The sequence below is a fragment of the Amycolatopsis sp. 3B14 genome (assembly GCF_050958625.1).
Classification (GTDB): Bacteria; Actinomycetota; Actinomycetes; order Mycobacteriales; family Pseudonocardiaceae; genus Amycolatopsis_E; species Amycolatopsis_E thermoflava.
Map to the genome: position 1 here is coordinate 27,913 of NZ_JBHZEN010000053.1, position 15,280 is coordinate 43,192.

Sequence of the window (15,280 nt, forward strand, 5' to 3'; positions counted from 1 at the left end):
TCAGGTCCCGGGGTCCTGATCTTGCCGGGACCTAGGTCCCGGTCACCGACACGGCTTTGACAAGCGGGGCGATCGTTCCGTATCTTCCGGATTAACCGGGGCGTGCGCCCCGCTTCTGGGAGGAAGTCATGAACGAGCTGGTACTGGTCACCGGAGCCACCGGGCAGCAGGGCGGGGCGGTCGCGCGGCGGCTGCTGGCCGACGGCTGGCGGGTGCGGGCGCTCACCCGCGACCCGGCACGGGCCCGGGACCTGGCTGCCGCGGGCGCCGAGGTGGTGCGCGGCGACCTGGAAGACGAGAGTTCGGTGACCGCCGCGGCGGCGGGCGCCTACGGCGTGTTCAGCGTGCACCCCGGACCGCTGGCGCCCGGACAGGACGAGGTCCGCGCCGGGAAACTGGTCGTCGACGTCGCGCGGCGGGCCGGCGTACGGCGCCTGGTCTACAGCTCGGCCCTCGCGGCCGACGTGTTCCAGGCGGCGAAGTGGGAGGTCGAGCAGTACCTGGCGGCGAGCGGGATGCCGTACACGATCCTGCGGCCGTCGTCGTTCATGGAGAACTACCTGAACCCGCTGTTCGGCCTGCGGGACGGCGCTCTGCGGACCGCGCTCGCGCCGCACGTCCGGCAGCAGCTGATCGCACTGGACGACATCGCCGCGTTCGCTGCGGACGGGTTCGCGGGGCGGCTCGACGGCCGCACGCTGACCCTCGCCGGGGACGCGCTGACCCCGGGCGAGGTGGCCGCGGCCATCAGCGCGGCGATCGGCGTCACAGTGCCCTACGAACAGCTCCCGATCGACGAGTTGCGTCGCGTGAATCCACGCTTCGCCCAGGGTTACGAATACCTCAACAACAACCCCGAGCCGCCCGTCGACATCGCCGCGTTACGAGCGCTCCAACCAGCGCTGATGACCTTCGCCCAGTGGCTGGAGCGGACCGGTTCTGCCCAGCTCAAGGCAGGTTTCGGCGCGGCGAAGAAAAATCTGCGCCCGAGCCAGAAATAATTCTGGCGAGCCGAAAACCGGCAATTCGCGAAACCGATCTGCTGGCAATTGCCGGCGCTCCCCTTTATCGTTGCAGTGAAAGGGGAGTGGAAATCACCGTGAGTACCGCACTGCTGGCACTGCTCAGCGCGTACGTCCTTGTCCTGGCCGTGGAGCTGCCGGACAAGACGATGATCGCCACCCTCGTGCTGACCACCCGTTTCCGCGCGTGGCCGGTCCTCGTCGGGGTTTCCGTGGCGTTCGCCGTCCAATCCACGATCGCGGTGCTCTTCGGCCGCGCGCTGACGCTGCTGCCGGAGAGCCTGGTCGCGGCGGTCGTCGCCGCGTTGTTCGGGCTCGGGGCCGTCCTGCTGCTGCGCGAAGGCTTCTCGACGGCCGACGAGAGCGGCGAGGACGCGGCCCGGCAGGGCGTGAAGCCGGTGACGTTCCTGCGCTCGGCGGCCACCTCGTTCGGCGTGCTGTTCGCCGCCGAATGGGGCGACGCGTCCCAGCTGGCGACTGCCGGGTTGAGCGCCCGCTACGGGCACCCGCTGATGGTCGGCGCCGGCTCGCTGCTCGCGCTGATCACGGTGGCCGCGGTCGCGGTGTTCATCGGGCACAAGGTGCGGGGCCGCCTCAAGCCGAAGCTGCTGCAGCGCATCGCCGGGTTCGCGTTCGCGGTGTTCGCGCTGCTGGCGCTCGTGCAGGCGTTCGCCTAGCCCGTCAACGCGATCGTCGCCCGGCGGGCCGCGGCCAGCACGTCTTCGGGGCTCGCGTCCGTCCGCTGGGCGGCCAGCAGCGCGGCGCCCACGGTGTCGAAGGCCATCCGCACCAGCAGCCGGTCGGCCGGGGTGGCGTCGCCGGGCACGAGCAGGTCGACGACCTGCTCGAACTCCGATCGCACGTCGGCGCCGTCGTCGAGCAATTTCCGCAGCACGGGGCCGTTGGCGTGCATCAGCCGCATGCCGTCGAGCCGCTCGGACGTCGTGCCGTCGATCCAGCGCAGCGCGGCCCGGCGCAGCAGATCGGGTGACGCCGGCTGCGCGCGGATCCACTCGACAAGCTCGGCGAGCTCCTTCCGGCGCTCGGTCAGGAGGCTCGTGACGATCGCCTCCTTGCTTGGGAAGTGGTAGTAGAGCGCCGACTTCGTGATGCCGAGCGCGGTGCTGATATCCCTGGTCGAGGTGCCCTCGTACCCCTTCTCGATGAACAACCGCAGCGCGACGCGCAGGATCTCGGCTCGCGTCTCGGCGCCGCTGCGCCGGTCCTCCCTCGTGGCCATGTGCCCAGTTTACTTGCTGACCGACCGCCCGTTCAGCTAGCCTATCCACTGACCGACCGCCCGTTCAGTAGATAGGAGAAGTAACCATGACCGCACGAATCACGATCATCGGAGCCGGCCCCGGCGGCCTGCTCTGCGCCCGCGTCCTCCAGCGCCACGACATCGAGGTCACCGTGTACGACGCCGACGCCGCCGTGGACGCCCGGGACGCGGGCGGCAGCCTCGACCTGCACGCCGACACCGGGCAGATCGCCATGTCGGACGCCGGGTTGCTGGACGAGTTCCTGGCGCTGTCCCGTCCCGAGTCACAGGCCGGGAGCCGGCTCGACCACCACGGCACGGTCCTCAATGCCTTCGTGCCCGCCGACGACGACCTCGCGGCCCCGGAGATCGACCGCGGCCAGTTGCGTGCGCTGCTGGCGTCGAGTGTCGAACCCGGCACCGTCCACTGGGGACACAAGCTGGTCCGCGCCGTCCCGCTCGGCGGCGGCAGGCACCGGCTGGAGTTCGCCGACGGCCCGGCCACCGAAACCGACCTGGTGATCGGCGCGGACGGCGCCTGGTCCCGGGTCCGGCCGCTGGTCACCGACGCCACCGCGAGATACACCGGCGTCAGCTTCCTCGACGTCCGCTTCGACGACGTCGACACCCGCCACCCCGGGGTCGCCGCGCTGACCGGCGCCGGGCAGATGTTCGCCAACGACGGCGACGGACACGGCATCATCCTGCAGCGCAACAGCAACGGCCTCATCCGCGGCTACCTGGTGGTGCGCGGCGACCGCATCGCGGTGCACGATCCCAAGGCAGTGAAGCGCTTCCTGCTCGACGAGTTCGCCCACTGGGCCGACGTCTTCCGGCCTGCGCTGACCGACTGGGACGCCGTCGTCGAGCGGCCGATCCACGTCCTGCCGGCGCCGCTGACCTGGCCGCACACCGCGGGCGTGACCCTGCTCGGCGACGCGGCGCACGTGATGGCCCCGTTCGGCGGGTTCGGCGCGAACCTGGCCCTGCTCGACGGCGCGGAACTGGCGCACGCGATCGCTGACGAGCCCACGCTGGACGCCGCGATCAACCGCTACGAGAAGGGAATGCTCGCGCGGGCCGGTGAACTGGCGGTGGGCGCGAACCTGGCGCTCCAGGAGTTCGTCAGCTCGGCCGACCCGGACGACGCGCCGGACCACGCGGCCGAGCACCGGAAGTACGAGGCAGCGGCCGCCGAGTACCGCCGCGCCCGTTAGTCCCCGCGCAGGACCTCGGCGACCGCGGCGGCGGCCGCGACCACCTGGGGGCCCACGGTGTCCGCGTTGAGCGGCCCCAGCGCGATCACCCCGACCGCCGCGCGCAGGCCCGGCACGCCCCGCACCGGCGCGGCGACCCCCGAGGTCCCGCGCTGCGGTTCGCCGGTGACCGCCGCCCAGCCGCGGCTGCCGCGACGCAGGGTCAGCGCTTTCCCGGCGGCGCCGACACCGATCGGGTGGCGCGCGCCGACCCGGTAGGACACGTGGAAGTCCGTCCACGAGGGCTCGACCGTGACGACCGGCTCGACCAGATCACCCTCGGCGATCGACAGGTAGGCGGTCGCGCCTGCCTTCTCCGCCAGCTCGCGCAGGGCCGGCCGGGCCGCCTCGCGCAGCTGCGGGACGACCTGCCCGGCCAGCCGCAGCACGCCGATGCCCAGCCGGACCTTGCTGCCGTCGCGCCACACCAGGCCGCGCGCGGACAGCGGCACCAGCAGCCGGTAGACCGCGGCACGGCTGGCGCCGATCGCGGTCGCCAGCTCCGAAATCGTCGCCGCGTCGCCGTCGGCGTCGGCCACGGCCTGCAGCAACGCCAGGCCGCGGTCGAGGGTCAGCGAGCCTTCGGCGGTCACTACAGCAGGCCGAGCGCCTCGAGGTCGGCGACCGGAGCCTCGAAGCTGTCGCAGGCGTAGGACGCGAACAGCGCGCGCACCGCCTTCGCGGCCGGCTCGGACAGCGACTTCGCCTCCGCGGCGAGCGCCTCGCCGTCGGTGGAGGCGAGCGCCTCGCGGACGTCCCCACCGGACAGGCTGCGGGCCACCGCGACGAGCAGGTTCAGGAAACCGTGGTGGGCGATGCCGTTGTCCGGGTCGTCGTGCCGGACCGCACGGTGCAGGCTGTTGGTGGCCTTGAAGGAGGCGCCGGGCGAGCCGGACAGGACGGCGAGGAAGTCGGCGACCTCGTCGACGCTGGGGAAGTTCTCACTGGACTGGCCGCCGCAGCGGATCTTGGGCCAGCTGCCGTGCTCGATCACGCGCCGCACGCCGTCCAGCCAGCCCACCCCGCGCCGCGGCTCGACCACGCGGATCACGTCCTCTGGCACGAACTCCGAAACGCGCTCCAGCCACACCTCGTCGACGTCCGAGGGCGCCGGCATCTCGACCATGCGCAGCGACAGCAGCTCGCTGCGGGACTCGACGATCGAGATCGCCTTCGGCACGCCGCCGAGACCGGTGTCGATGATCAGCGACAGCGGCAGCGGCTGCTTCGGCTTGATCTTGATCAGCTCGGTGATCAGCTCCGGCAGGCGGGACGCCTGGCACAGGAACACACCGAGCAGGCCCGCGTGGTCGCCCTCGCGGCCGGCCAGGTAGTTCCGCAGCGCGTCCGGCATGGTGGCCGTTCCGGGCGGGAAGAGCGCCGAGTCGTCTACGAGCCGCGCGAAGAGGGGCGGAATTCCGCGGGGGCCGGGGGGCGTGAGTTCCACAGCGCTTGACACATGGGACACGCTAGTAGCGTACGGGAACCGGACAAACGCGTACGCCCCCCGGACAGTTCACCGGAGGTTCACCAACGCGAGAACGGGATACCCGGGCAGCCCGGCCACTACGCGACGGCCGCGTTCCGGCGCACCGAGCACCCACAGGCGCTGCGTGTCGCGCACATTGACCAGCAGGTCGAGCGGCACCCGCTGGAACCGGACCACGGCCTCACCATCGGGGAGCAACACGCGGCCCGCCGCCTTGCCGACCGCGCCCGAGGCGCCCGGCGTGATCGCGGTGTCGAGCGTGGCGTGCAGTTCCTGCCAGGGCTGCTCCCGCACGGCCGAGGACAGGGTGGCGACGCGGACCGGCATGAGCAGCCCGGTCGCGGCGTAGACGACGGCGAGGATCGTCGTGAACGTGCCGGTCGCGGGCAGGTCGAAGACGAGGTTGCCCACGGCCCAGATCCCGGCGGCGAGCAGCACGAAGAACCCGGCCATCCCCCACGACCGCAGCCGGACCTCGCGCAGGAAGGTGGTCACCACCGGGTCCCGCAGGGCCGCCACCAGCGGCCGCGACTGCTCGGCCGATTCCACCGAACCCGGCTCGGGCGCCGTCCGGATCCGTCCGAACCGGCCGTTCATCCCGCCGGGCAGCCCGACCAGCACGCGGCCGCGCGGGTCGGGGCCGATGAAGTAGAGGCGCCGCAACCCGGCCAGCAGGATCCGCTTCGAGGCGGGCAGCCGAACGACCAGCCAGCGCGGCTCGGGCCCGGGCAGCGCGACGCTGACCTTGGACCCGGACACCAGCAACTGCCCCGGGCCCGGGGTGAGCAGGACCGCCGGGTAGGCGAGCAGCTTGCGGCACGGCAGCACCCGGAAGAACAACAGCCACAACTGGAGGACGGTGACGGCGGCGAGGATCGCCGCGAAGCCGGCCGAAGACGGGCCGGGGTCCAGCGCCGCCACCAGACCGCCCCCGACCACGTAGACGACCATCGAGTTGATCAGGCGGTTGCGCTGCTTGGAGACGATCTCGAGTTCGAGCGAGTCCGTCGCGGCCGGTTCGCCGTGGTGCGGCTCGTGGACGAGCACGCGCTCCTGGGTGGGTTCCACACCTCCGAGTCGATCAAGCGGCCACCGGCGTTACCTCAGTCCAGCCGGACGTGCCCGAGCACCGGGTGACCTGGCACCCCGGCCACGAGCTTGCGGCCCCGCTCCGGCACGCCCAGCACCCACAGTCGCTGCGTCTCGCGCACGTTGACCAGCAGGTCGAGCGGCTGGCGCCCGAACCGAACCCGCGCGACCCGCCCGCCGGGCAGGGTCACCCGCCCCATCGCGTTCCCGGTGCCCGTGGCGTGTGGTTCGACCGGTGTGTCCAGGGTGACGCCGAGTTCGGTCCACGGCTGGGTGCGCACCGCCCGTGCGATGCTCCGGACCTGCACTGGCCGGGCGACACCGAGCAAGGCGTAGGCCACGCAGAACACGGCCGTCACGCCGTTCGGGCGCGGGAAGCCGAACGCCTCCGCGCCCGCTTCGGCGAGCACCCACACGAACGCTCCGGCGACCAGGAAGGCCGTGGACACGAGCGCCGCCCGTAGCCGGAGTTCACGGACGAACGCGATCACCACCGCGTCCGGTGCGACCTCACCGGGATCCCGGGATCCGGGCGCGGGTGCGGTCCGCACGCGGCCGAACTGCCCGATGATGCTGCCCGGCACCCGCAACACGAGCCGGCCGCGCGCGTCCGGCCCGAGCATGAACACGCGGCGCTCGCGCGCCAGCAGGAGCCGCTTCGAGCGGGGCATCCGCGCGACGACCCAGCGCGGCTGCGGCCCGGGCAACGCGATGCTCACCGTCCGGTCCGACACCAACAGGTGCCCCGGCCCCGGCGTGAGGACGGCGGCAGGCATCCGGAGCAGCCGGCCCAGCGGCCGGATCCGGCAGGCCAGCGTCCACACCGACAACGCCGCCAGCACGGTGAGCACCGCGGTCACCGTCCAGACCGCGGGACCGGTGAGCCGGAACAGGACCGCCAGTGCGACCGGGAGGGCGTAAAGCACGCTCGACGTGATCAGGCGACCACGCGTCTTCTCGACGATCTCGACCTCGAGCGGATCGGTCGCCGCCGGTTCGCCGAGGTGCGGCTCGTAGACACGCTGCCGGGTGAATTCCACGGTCCGCCAGTCGGAATGGCAACGGGGAACGTTACTGATCCACTTCCCTTCCTCCGTCACTCAGGTTAGGCTCACCTAAGTAGGAGGTGGCCAGTGACCGAGATCCGACGTCCGCCCGCACCCAGCCCCGCCGAGCGCGCGAAGACCATCGCCGTGCGGAACGGCCCCGGCGCGCTCCTGCCGACCGCGGGCGACCCGACCGGCAACGACCGCGTGGTGCCCGAACTGCACCACGTCCACCCGAGCGGCAGCGTCAGCGTCCTGCTGCCCGACGACCACCCGCTGCTGACCCGCACCCGCGAGGCGGACCGCGGCGAGCTGGCCGTCGTGTTCGAACTCGCCGACCACGCGCCCGTCGACCTGCGGGAACCCATCCGCGGGCTGCTCTGGATCACCGGCTGGCTGCGACACCTCAGCCCGGAGTCGGCCCGCGCCAGGGCGCTGTCGATCGCCGAGACGCGGCCCGATCCGCGCCTGCTGGACCTCGGTCACGGCCTGAGCCTGCTGCGCCTCACGCCGGCCTCGCTCGTCCTCGCCGACGCCGAGGGCACCCACTCGCTGCGGCCGCACGTGTTCAACGCCGCCGCGCCGGACCCGTTCACCGGCTACGAATCCGGCTGGCTGCGGCACCTGGAGACCGATCACGCCGACGTCGTCGGCCAGCTCGCCCGGCACATCCCCGAGGAGCTGCGCGGCGGCCGGATCCGCCCGCTCGGCCTGGACCAGTTCGGGCTGCGGCTGCGCGTCGAGTCCGGCGACGGCGACCACGACGTGCGCCTGGCCTTCGCCAAGCCGGTGCACAGCCCGGCCCAGCTGAGCACCGAACTGCGACGCCTGGTGGGCTGCCCGTTCCTGGCGAAGAACCAGGTGCGCGTGCAGCCCTAGCCGAGCTCCGGCGGGAAACCGCCGGTGGCGATCGGTCCCCACCGCTCGATCGTCACGCGGATCAGGCTCTTGTTCTGCCTGACCATCGCCTCGCGGTACTCGTCCCAGTCCGGGTGCTCGCCCGAGATCGACCGGAAGTACTCGACCAGCGGCTCGACCGCGTCGGGCACGTCCAGCACCTCGGCCTGGCCGTCGAACTGCACCCACGGCCCGTTCCACTCGTCCGAGATCACGCACGCCGAAACCGCCGGGTTGCGGCGGGCGTTGCGCGTCTTCGCGCGCTGCGGGTAGGTCGCCACGACGAACCGGCCCTCGGGGTCGATGCCCGCGGTGACCGGCGACAGCTGTGGGGTGCCGTCGGCACGGGTGGTCATCAGGATCGCGCGGTGCCGGGGGCGGAGGAACTCCAGCAGTTCGGCACGGTCGACGCGGTCAGCGGTCGCAATCTTGGCCATGTCCGCAGACGGTAGCGTGCGGACGTGCTCAGCTCCTGGCTCCGCCCCGAACGTCCCGCGATGCCCGAACCGGTGGACGCCGGGACCGCGCGGCGGCTGAAGATCGAGCTGGTCGTCGTCTTCTCGATCACGCTCGGCCTGTCCGGCGCGCGCAGCCTGCTGTCGCTGATCGACTCGCTCCTGCAGCCCGAACCGCTGTCCGACCAGAGCGTCGCGCTCAACGTCCCGCAGCGCGCGGCCGACCTGCTGGACCTGCTCGCCCAGCTGCTGTCCGCGGTGCAGCTCGTCGGCTGGGGCGCCCTCGGCGCGTACCTGCTGTGGCGCGGCGGGATGAAGCTGGCCGAGGTGGGCCTGGACCGCACCCGGCCCGGCCGGGACGTTCTGTGGGGCGCCGGACTGGCCGCCTTGATCGGCATCCCGGGGCTGGTGCTGTACTTCGTCGGCTGGAAGCTCGGCTTCAACCTCGCCGTCGTCCCGTCCCGGCTGGACGACACGTGGTGGCGCCCGATCGCGCTGACGCTGTCCGCGTTCGGCAACGCCTTCGCCGAGGAAGTGCTGGTGGTCGGCTACCTGCTGACCCGGCTGCGGCAGCTGGCCTGGCGCGAGAACACCGCGTTGTTCGCCGCCGCCGTGCTACGCGGGTCCTACCACCTCTACCAGGGCTTCGGCGGGTTCGTCGGCAACCTGGTGATGGGCTTGGTGTTCGGCCGGGTGTGGCAGCGGACCAACCGGCTGGTGCCGCTGATCGTCGCGCACACCCTGCTCGACGTGGTCTCGTTCGTCGGGTACTCGCTGCTCCGCGGACACGTCAGCTGGCTGCCCTGAGCACTACGCTCAGCGCGTGACCACCAAAACCCCCAGGGTGGACAGCGAGGTCGGGCCGCTGCGCGCCGTCCTGCTCCACCGGCCGGGCAACGAGCTCACGAGGCTCACCCCGCGCAACAACGACAAGCTGCTGTTCGACTCGATCCCGTGGGTCGGCCGCGCCCAGGAGGAGCACGACGCGTTCGCCGAGGTGCTCCGCGGCCGCGGCGTCGAGGTGCTCCTGCTGGCCGAGGTGCTGCGCGAGGCGCTGACCGACCCTCGGGCGCACGCGGCCGGGGTGCATGCCGCGGTCGACGACCGGCGCCTCGGCGAGGACCTGGGGGACGCGCTGCGCTCGCACCTGTCCGCTGTGGACGCAGCGACGCTGGCCGAGGTGCTGATGGCCGGCCTGACGTTCGAGGAGCTGCCCGCCGCCGAGGGCGCGTCGCTGGTCCGCAAGATCCACCACCCGCACGACTTCGCGGTCGACCCGCTGCCGAACCTGCTGTTCACCCGCGATTCGTCGGTGTGGATCGGCGACCGGGTGGCGATCTCGTCGCTGGCCATGCCCGCCCGCCGCCGCGAGACCGCGCTGCTCGACCTGATCTACGCCTACCACCCGCGGTTCTCCCACGCCTCGCGCGCGTACGGCGCCCATTCGGCGCCCGTCGAGGGTGGCGACGTGCTGCTGCTCGCGCCCGGCGTGCTGGCCGTCGGCATCGGGGAACGCACCACGGCCGCCGGCGCGGAGTCGCTGGCGCGCTCGCTGTTCGCCGACGACATCGCCCACACCGTGCTCGCGGTGCCGATCGCGCAGGCCAGGGCCACCATGCACCTGGACACCGTCTGCACGATGGTCGCGCCGGACGCCGTGGTGATGTACCCGCTGGCGCGCGACGAACTGGTGGCCTTCACGCTGCGCCCGGACGGCGACGGCTCGCTGCGCGTGGACGGCCCGGAGCCGTTCCTGCACGCGGCGGCGGAGGCGATGGGCATCGAGAAGCTGCGGGTGATCGACACCGGTCTCGACCCGGTGACCGCGGAACGCGAGCAGTGGGACGACGGCAACAACACGCTGGCGCTCGCGCCCGGCGTGGTGGTCGGCTACGAGCGCAACGTGGAGACCAACGCGCGGCTGGCGGACGCCGGCATCGAGGTGCTCGCCATCGCCGGTTCCGAGCTGGGATCGGGCCGGGGCGGGCCGCGCTGCATGTCCTGCCCCATTGTTCGTGACCCGATCGGGTAATTAGGAAAGGCTAAGCTGAATAAGCACTTCCTAATCTCGGTAAGCCTACCCAAACGAAATCGGAATCACCAGGCCCACGGGGTTAACGATCAGCAAAATGGCCTATTCTTGAGTCATGGCGATGCTGAAGAAAGAACCGCGCTCCAAGTTCTACGAGCTCCTGCAGCAGCAGGTGCAGAACGAGTTCCACGCTTCCCAGCAGTACGTGGCGCTGGCGGTCTGGTTCGACAACGCGGACCTGCCCCAGCTGGCCAAGCACTTCTACCGCCAGGCGGTGGAGGAGCGGAACCACGCGCTGGCGATCGTGCAGTACCTGATCGACACCGACCACCACGTGGACATCCCGCCGACCGGCGAGGTCCGCAACGACTTCGCGGAGCCGCTCGAGCTGGTCGAGCTCGCGCTGGAGCAGGAGAAGGAGGTCACGGCCGACTTCCGCACCCTGATGAAGGCCGCCCGCGCCGAGGACGACTACCAGGGCGAGCAGTTCCTCCAGTGGTTCCTCAAGGAGCAGGTCGAGGAGGTGTCGAAGATGTCCACACTGGTCAACGTGGTCAAGCGCGCCAACGGCAACATGTTCGAGGTGGAGAACTGGCTGGCCCGCGAGTCCGTCGGCGACGACGGCAACGCGGACATGCCGCCGGTCGCCGGTGGCGCCCTGTAGGACCGCCATACCGCGGAGCGCACGAGAGCCCGGGCCGCGGCCCGGGCTCTTTTCGTGTCAGCAGCCCGGCGGGGCGACCAGTTCCCAGCGCACGACGGTTTCCGCGGAATCGACGTAGAACGTGTAGTTGGCGCCCGATCCGGCGGCGGCGCTGTAATTCCCCGCGCCGGCAGTCAAATCAGGATAGGCAGTCCTCAGTTCGGCCACCGTGGAACCGGCGCCGACTTTTTCCGGCGTGCGCGCGCCGGTCGCGGTGAAGACCACCACTCCCCCGGTCGGCGAAATCGTCACCGACGCGACGTTCGCCGTGCCTTCGGTGAGCCGGTAGGTGGTGCATTCGGCGGGCGCCGTGCCCGCGTCGGCGAGCAGCCCGGTCGCCTTGGCCTCGTCGAAGCTCATCCCCAGCCGCAGCGGCCCGTAGCCGGTGGGGCCGAGGACCACGGCCGCGGGCTCCGGGCGCACGGTCGTGCGGCTGCTGCTCGACGGCGAACGCGTGGACGTGCCGGCAGGCGGGGGCGCGGGCAGGACCGTGGTGGTCGACGACGGCGCCGACGACTGGGTGGGCAGTTCGGGGAACGACGGTGGCACCACGACCGGCCCGGGCGCCTCGGAGGTCGTCGTCGGGGCGGCCGTCGTGGGCTGGGCGGCCTGGTGGACGCCGGGGTCCTGACGCGTGGCGACGAGACCGGCGGTGACGAGCAGGGCTGCGGTGAGGACACCCCCGGAGGCGGCGACGGCGGTGCGGCGGCGACGCCGACGGCGGGCGCCGCGGACGATGGCGCTCTCGGCGCCCGGCGCGGGCCTGATCGCCAGCCGGTCGTCGTCGAACAACCGCCGCAGCTCGTCGCCGAGCTCGTCGTCGGGGTTCACCAGTCGTCCCTCCCTCCGGAGATCGAACCGATCTTGGTCCGCAGCGTCGCGATCGCCTTGCTGGCCTGGCTCTTCACCGTGCCGGCGCTGACGCCGAGCGAGGCGGCGATCTCGGCCTCGGACAGTCCCTCGTAGTAGCGGAGCACGATGACCGCGCGCTGTCGCGGCGGCAGTTCGCGCAGGGCCTGCCACAGCGGCTCGTGCTCGAACGGGTCCACCGGTTCGGCGGTGCGCTGCTCGGGCAGGTCGGCGACCAGGCTCTCCCGCTTCAGCCGCCGCCAGCGGCTGATGTGCGCGTTCGCCATCGCACGGCGGACGTAGGCCAGCGGGTCGGCCGTCTTGCGTTGCACGTGGGTCCAGCGGGAGCCGATCTTCTCCAGCACGGTCTGCACCAGGTCGGCCGCGTCGTGCGGGTTGCCGGTGAGCGCGTGGCCGTATCGGAGCAGCCCGGGCAGGCTCGCCTGGACGAACTCTCCGAAGTCCGCCAGCTCGTCGCTCACCGCTGACCCCCTCCCCGCCGCGCGGCCGCCTCCCCAGGCGATGGCCGACGCGGCCGAGGTCACCGTATCGCCTCCCTCGGCTGTATGTCTTACCCCTTCGCCGAGTCCACGCATGACGGCCCCCTCAGGTTGTCCGGCGTGCTCTGAGGTGGACGCCTCAGCGGGGGTCTCGTTGCGCGAGGCGCGGCGGCAGCTCGAAGACGCCGTCCGCGTTCGGCGGGAAGGGGTGCACCGCCACCACGGCTTCGGCGCGGATCGGGCCGTAGACGTGCGGGAAGAGGATTCCCTCCCGATGCGGAGGGTCGCCGGCCTCCCAGCGCAGCGGGACGTCCAGCCGCGCCGGGTCGATCTCCAGCAGCACCAGGTCCGTGCGGCCGCGGTAGAGCGCGTTCGCCGGGATCGCCACGGTGCCCGGGTCGGAGCAGTGGATGAAGCCGACGGTGTCCAGGGACGGGGCGCGGTAGTCCGCGCCCGTCCACTCCGCGGCCGCGCAGAGGTGCAGGATCATTAGCGGAGCGTCAGCTGCCTGCCGACCAGGCCGTCGCGGGCACGGCGCTCGGCGGCGGTCAGCGGCTCGGCGTCCACCGACTTCAGTGCCTCCTCCAGGCGGGCGCCCAGCTGCTCGGCCGGCTCGGCCCACTCGCGGGCGTGCGCCTCCGGGTCCAGGTCCCACACCGGCACCAGCAGGCCGTGCGCGCGGAACGACCCGGCGTAGCGGGAGCCCTCGCCGAGCGACAGCTCACCCGCCGCGGACAACCGCGCAAGCGCTTGCATCAGGCGACCCTCCGGCTCCGGCCGGACCCAGCGCAGGTGCGCCTTCTCGCCCGCCAGCACCCAGTACGAGCCGGTGCCCAGCCGCTCGGTCGGCATGATCGCCTCGTTGGCCCGCTCCAGCGAGACCTTGACCTCGCCGCTGGGGTCGGTGTCCTCGGGCAGCCACCAGTCGAAGTTCGGGTGCAGGGTGACGTCCAGCTCGGCGTCGGCCACCAGCAGGTCCTGCAGGCGCTCGCCGTCGGCGGGCGGGCTCGTGGTGTCCGGCACCGGCAGCACGTCGCCCGGCTCGGCCGTCAGCGCCCAGCGGATCGCGCGGCCCAGGTCGCGGCTCACGTCGCTGGAGCGGGTCTGCACCTGGAGCCCGACGAACACCTCGCCGTCGGTGCGCACGAACGCGGCCGCGGCCATCGGCAGTACCGTGGCCAGCGTGATCTTCCGCTCGCCCGCGTCCACAAGGGACAGCGGCGCGGTGGCCGACGGCACGAACTCGCGCAGCGCGATCAGCTCCGGCTCCGCGGCCAGCCCCTCGAACGGCTGCCCCACGAACACTTCGCGGACCTTCGGTGCCTTGTCCTTCTTCGGACCCCGCTTGCGCGCGCCCTTGCCCATCTCGCCTCCTCGGATTACAGGCCGCAGACGCTACCGAACCGGGCACGGCCCGCCGGATCGGGGGATTAGGCTCGGGTCGTGTTCGATCCCCGTGACCCCGCCTTCCTCGCCGACCCGTACCCGGAGTTCGCCCGCCTGCGCGCGCAGGCGCCGGTGCACCGGCACGACGGGCTGGGCCTGGCGATCGCGGTGTCCCACGCGGCGGCGTCGGCGGTGCTGCGGCACCGCGGGCTGGGCCGGATCTGGACCGACGCGAGCCCGGCCGAGCAGTTCGTGTCGTTCAACCTGCTGCACCGCAACTCGCTGCTGGAGAACGAGCCGCCGGTGCACACGCGGCTGCGCCGGTCGATCTCGTCGGCGTTCGGGCGCGGGCACGTCGAGCGGTTGCGGCCGACGGTGATGCGGCTGGCGGACGACCTGGTGGCGGGCATCGCCGAGGCGGGGTCGGGCGATCTGCTGGAGGCGCTCGCGCAGCCGCTGCCGGTCGCGGTGATCTCCGAGCTGCTGGACGTGCCGGAGGCCGACCGGCCGCGGCTGGTGCCGTGGTCGAACGCGATCGTGAAGATGTACGAGTACGGGCTGCCGGAGGAGGGCCGGGTGGCGGCCGAGCGCGCGGCGACCGAGTTCGTCGAGTTCCTGCGCGAGCTGGCCGAGCGGCGCCGCCGGGAGCCGGGCGAGGACCTGATCACCGATCTGTTGAGGGCCGAGCTCACCGAGGACGAGGTGGTGGCCACGGCGGTGCTGCTGCTGATGGCCGGCCACGAGGCGACGGTCAACGTGATCGGCAACGGGGTCTGGGCGCTGCTGCGGCACCCGGACCAGTGGCAGCGTCTCGTCGACGACCCGGGCCTGATGCCGACCGCGGTGGAGGAGCTGATCCGCTTCGACTCGCCGCTGCAGCTGTTCGAGCGCACCGCGACCGAGGACGTGGAGATCGCGGGCTTCCGCGTGGCGAAGGGCGAGAAGATCGCCGCGCTGCTCGGCGCGGCCGCGCGGGACCCGGAGGTGTTCGCCGAGCCGGACACGCTGGACGTCGGCCGCGGCGACGGCACGCACCTGGGCTTCGGCGCGGGGATCCACTACTGCATCGGGGCGCCGCTCGCGCGGATCGAAATCGCGGCGGCGCTGTCGGCGCTCACCAAGCGGCTCCCGGGCCTGCGCCTGGCAGCCGAACCGGAGCGACGGCCGGAGTTCGTGATCCGGGGGCTGAAGAACCTGCCGGTGACGGTCTAGCGGGCCGCGCCGAGGGCGGCCGACGGCCCAGCTGCGGCAGACGTCCTGCCAACCGGCAGCCGAACGGCGGCAGCTCAACGAGC

At 72.3% G+C, this 15,280-nt stretch carries 18 protein-coding genes; 8 read left to right on the forward strand and 10 right to left on the reverse strand.

Annotated features, from left to right (window positions below; all coding sequences use genetic code 11):
- The first annotated feature begins 128 nt into the window (after positions 1-128).
- Together ACCP09_RS27640 and ACCP09_RS27645 are read left to right on the forward strand one after the other, a co-directional pair.
- Positions 129-1,001, forward strand: coding sequence for an NmrA/HSCARG family protein (locus tag ACCP09_RS27640; RefSeq protein WP_433751505.1), 873 nt, complete (start codon positions 129-131; stop codon positions 999-1,001).
- A 110-nt stretch (positions 1,002-1,111) separates the two neighbouring features.
- Positions 1,112-1,699: a TMEM165/GDT1 family protein gene (locus ACCP09_RS27645; protein ID WP_027933048.1), complete on the forward strand. Its 588-nt coding sequence runs from the start codon at positions 1,112-1,114 to the stop codon at positions 1,697-1,699.
- Here ACCP09_RS27645 and ACCP09_RS27650 read toward each other — a convergent pair.
- On the reverse strand, positions 1,696-2,262 hold the full coding sequence (locus ACCP09_RS27650) for a TetR/AcrR family transcriptional regulator (protein ID WP_017986134.1): 567 nt from the start codon (positions 2,260-2,262) through the stop codon (positions 1,696-1,698). The genes ACCP09_RS27645 and ACCP09_RS27650 overlap by 4 nt on opposite strands.
- A gap of 86 nt (positions 2,263-2,348) precedes the next feature.
- Here ACCP09_RS27650 and ACCP09_RS27655 point away from each other — a divergent pair, with 86 nt between their 5' ends.
- Positions 2,349-3,500, forward strand: coding sequence for an FAD-dependent oxidoreductase (locus ACCP09_RS27655; RefSeq protein ID WP_433751507.1), 1,152 nt, complete (start codon positions 2,349-2,351; stop codon positions 3,498-3,500).
- Here ACCP09_RS27655 and ACCP09_RS27660 read toward each other — a convergent pair.
- From ACCP09_RS27660 to ACCP09_RS27675, 4 genes are all read right to left on the reverse strand, one after another.
- Complete coding sequence (locus ACCP09_RS27660; protein ID WP_027933050.1) at positions 3,497-4,132, reverse strand: helix-turn-helix domain-containing protein; 636 nt, start codon at positions 4,130-4,132, stop codon at positions 3,497-3,499. The two genes, ACCP09_RS27655 and ACCP09_RS27660, sit on opposite strands and share 4 nt — an antisense overlap.
- Positions 4,132-4,986 carry a hypothetical protein gene (locus ACCP09_RS27665; RefSeq protein WP_269462683.1) on the reverse strand — a complete coding sequence of 285 codons (855 nt, stop codon included), beginning with the start codon at positions 4,984-4,986 and terminating at the stop codon, positions 4,132-4,134. The genes ACCP09_RS27660 and ACCP09_RS27665 overlap by 1 nt, the downstream gene beginning before the upstream one ends.
- A gap of 69 nt (positions 4,987-5,055) precedes the next feature.
- Positions 5,056-6,096, reverse strand: a complete 1,041-nt coding sequence (locus tag ACCP09_RS27670) for a hypothetical protein (RefSeq protein WP_433751509.1) — start codon at positions 6,094-6,096, stop codon at positions 5,056-5,058.
- Between the two features lie 35 nt (positions 6,097-6,131).
- On the reverse strand, positions 6,132-7,157 hold the full coding sequence (locus tag ACCP09_RS27675; RefSeq protein ID WP_433751511.1) for a hypothetical protein: 1,026 nt from the start codon (positions 7,155-7,157) through the stop codon (positions 6,132-6,134).
- 93 nt (positions 7,158-7,250) lie between these two features.
- Here ACCP09_RS27675 and ACCP09_RS27680 point away from each other — a divergent pair, with 93 nt between their 5' ends.
- Positions 7,251-8,042, forward strand: coding sequence for a DUF2470 domain-containing protein (locus ACCP09_RS27680; protein WP_378334502.1), 792 nt, complete (start codon positions 7,251-7,253; stop codon positions 8,040-8,042).
- On the opposite strand, the gene ACCP09_RS27685 is transcribed toward ACCP09_RS27680, so the two are convergent.
- Complete coding sequence (locus tag ACCP09_RS27685) at positions 8,039-8,497, reverse strand: PPOX class F420-dependent oxidoreductase (RefSeq protein WP_027933055.1); 459 nt, start codon at positions 8,495-8,497, stop codon at positions 8,039-8,041. The genes ACCP09_RS27680 and ACCP09_RS27685 overlap by 4 nt on opposite strands.
- A 60-nt stretch (positions 8,498-8,557) precedes the next feature.
- On the opposite strand from ACCP09_RS27685, the gene ACCP09_RS27690 reads away from it, so the two are divergent.
- From ACCP09_RS27690 to ACCP09_RS27700, 3 genes are all read left to right on the forward strand, one after another.
- Positions 8,558-9,322 (forward strand): CPBP family intramembrane glutamic endopeptidase, encoded by a 765-nt coding sequence (locus tag ACCP09_RS27690; protein ID WP_037322736.1) that lies wholly within the window; start codon positions 8,558-8,560, stop codon positions 9,320-9,322.
- Positions 9,323-9,359: 37 nt separating this feature from the next.
- The gene (locus ACCP09_RS27695; RefSeq protein ID WP_433751521.1) at positions 9,360-10,547 is read left to right on the forward strand and encodes an arginine deiminase; all 1,188 of its coding nucleotides are present in this window, start codon (positions 9,360-9,362) and stop codon (positions 10,545-10,547) included.
- Between the two features lie 115 nt (positions 10,548-10,662).
- Entirely contained in the window at positions 10,663-11,211 is a 549-nt protein-coding gene (locus ACCP09_RS27700; protein ID WP_027933058.1) for a ferritin, read from the forward strand.
- Between the two features lie 57 nt (positions 11,212-11,268).
- Here the strand turns inward: ACCP09_RS27700 and ACCP09_RS27705 are convergent, their stop codons facing one another.
- The 4 genes from ACCP09_RS27705 to ACCP09_RS27720 all read right to left on the reverse strand — a co-directional run bounded on the left by ACCP09_RS27705 (position 11,269) and on the right by ACCP09_RS27720 (position 13,964).
- Positions 11,269-12,081, reverse strand: coding sequence for a hypothetical protein (locus ACCP09_RS27705; protein WP_433751515.1), 813 nt, complete (start codon positions 12,079-12,081; stop codon positions 11,269-11,271).
- Entirely contained in the window at positions 12,078-12,581 is a 504-nt protein-coding gene (locus tag ACCP09_RS27710; RefSeq protein ID WP_027933060.1) for a SigE family RNA polymerase sigma factor, read from the reverse strand. The genes ACCP09_RS27705 and ACCP09_RS27710 overlap by 4 nt, the downstream gene beginning before the upstream one ends.
- 157 nt (positions 12,582-12,738) lie before the next feature.
- Positions 12,739-13,089, reverse strand: a complete 351-nt coding sequence (locus ACCP09_RS27715; protein ID WP_378363738.1) for a DUF952 domain-containing protein — start codon at positions 13,087-13,089, stop codon at positions 12,739-12,741.
- On the reverse strand, positions 13,089-13,964 hold the full coding sequence (locus tag ACCP09_RS27720; RefSeq protein ID WP_027933062.1) for a DUF5926 family protein: 876 nt from the start codon (positions 13,962-13,964) through the stop codon (positions 13,089-13,091). The genes ACCP09_RS27715 and ACCP09_RS27720 overlap by 1 nt, the downstream gene beginning before the upstream one ends.
- Positions 13,965-14,042: 78 nt before the next feature.
- Between ACCP09_RS27720 and ACCP09_RS27725 the strand changes: the two genes are divergently transcribed.
- Entirely contained in the window at positions 14,043-15,197 is a 1,155-nt protein-coding gene (locus ACCP09_RS27725) for a cytochrome P450 (protein WP_433751518.1), read from the forward strand.
- Positions 15,198-15,280 lie beyond the last annotated feature (83 nt).

Excerpts from the sequence above, each read along its gene's own strand:
- ACCP09_RS27640 (WP_433751505.1), top strand. The coding sequence starts at position 129 with ATGAACGAGCTGGTACTGGTCACCGGAGCCACCGGGCAGCAGGGCGGG.
- ACCP09_RS27650 (WP_017986134.1), bottom strand. The coding sequence starts at position 2,262 with ATGGCCACGAGGGAGGACCGGCGCAGCGGCGCCGAGACGCGAGCCGAG.
- ACCP09_RS27690 (WP_037322736.1), top strand. The coding sequence starts at position 8,558 with ATGCCCGAACCGGTGGACGCCGGGACCGCGCGGCGGCTGAAGATCGAG.
- ACCP09_RS27715 (WP_378363738.1), bottom strand. The coding sequence starts at position 13,089 with ATGATCCTGCACCTCTGCGCGGCCGCGGAGTGGACGGGCGCGGACTAC.
- ACCP09_RS27720 (WP_027933062.1), bottom strand. The coding sequence starts at position 13,964 with ATGGGCAAGGGCGCGCGCAAGCGGGGTCCGAAGAAGGACAAGGCACCG.
- ACCP09_RS27655 (WP_433751507.1), top strand. The coding sequence starts at position 2,349 with ATGACCGCACGAATCACGATCATCGGAGCCGGCCCCGGCGGCCTGCTC.
- ACCP09_RS27685 (WP_027933055.1), bottom strand. The coding sequence starts at position 8,497 with ATGGCCAAGATTGCGACCGCTGACCGCGTCGACCGTGCCGAACTGCTG.
- ACCP09_RS27700 (WP_027933058.1), top strand. The coding sequence starts at position 10,663 with ATGGCGATGCTGAAGAAAGAACCGCGCTCCAAGTTCTACGAGCTCCTG.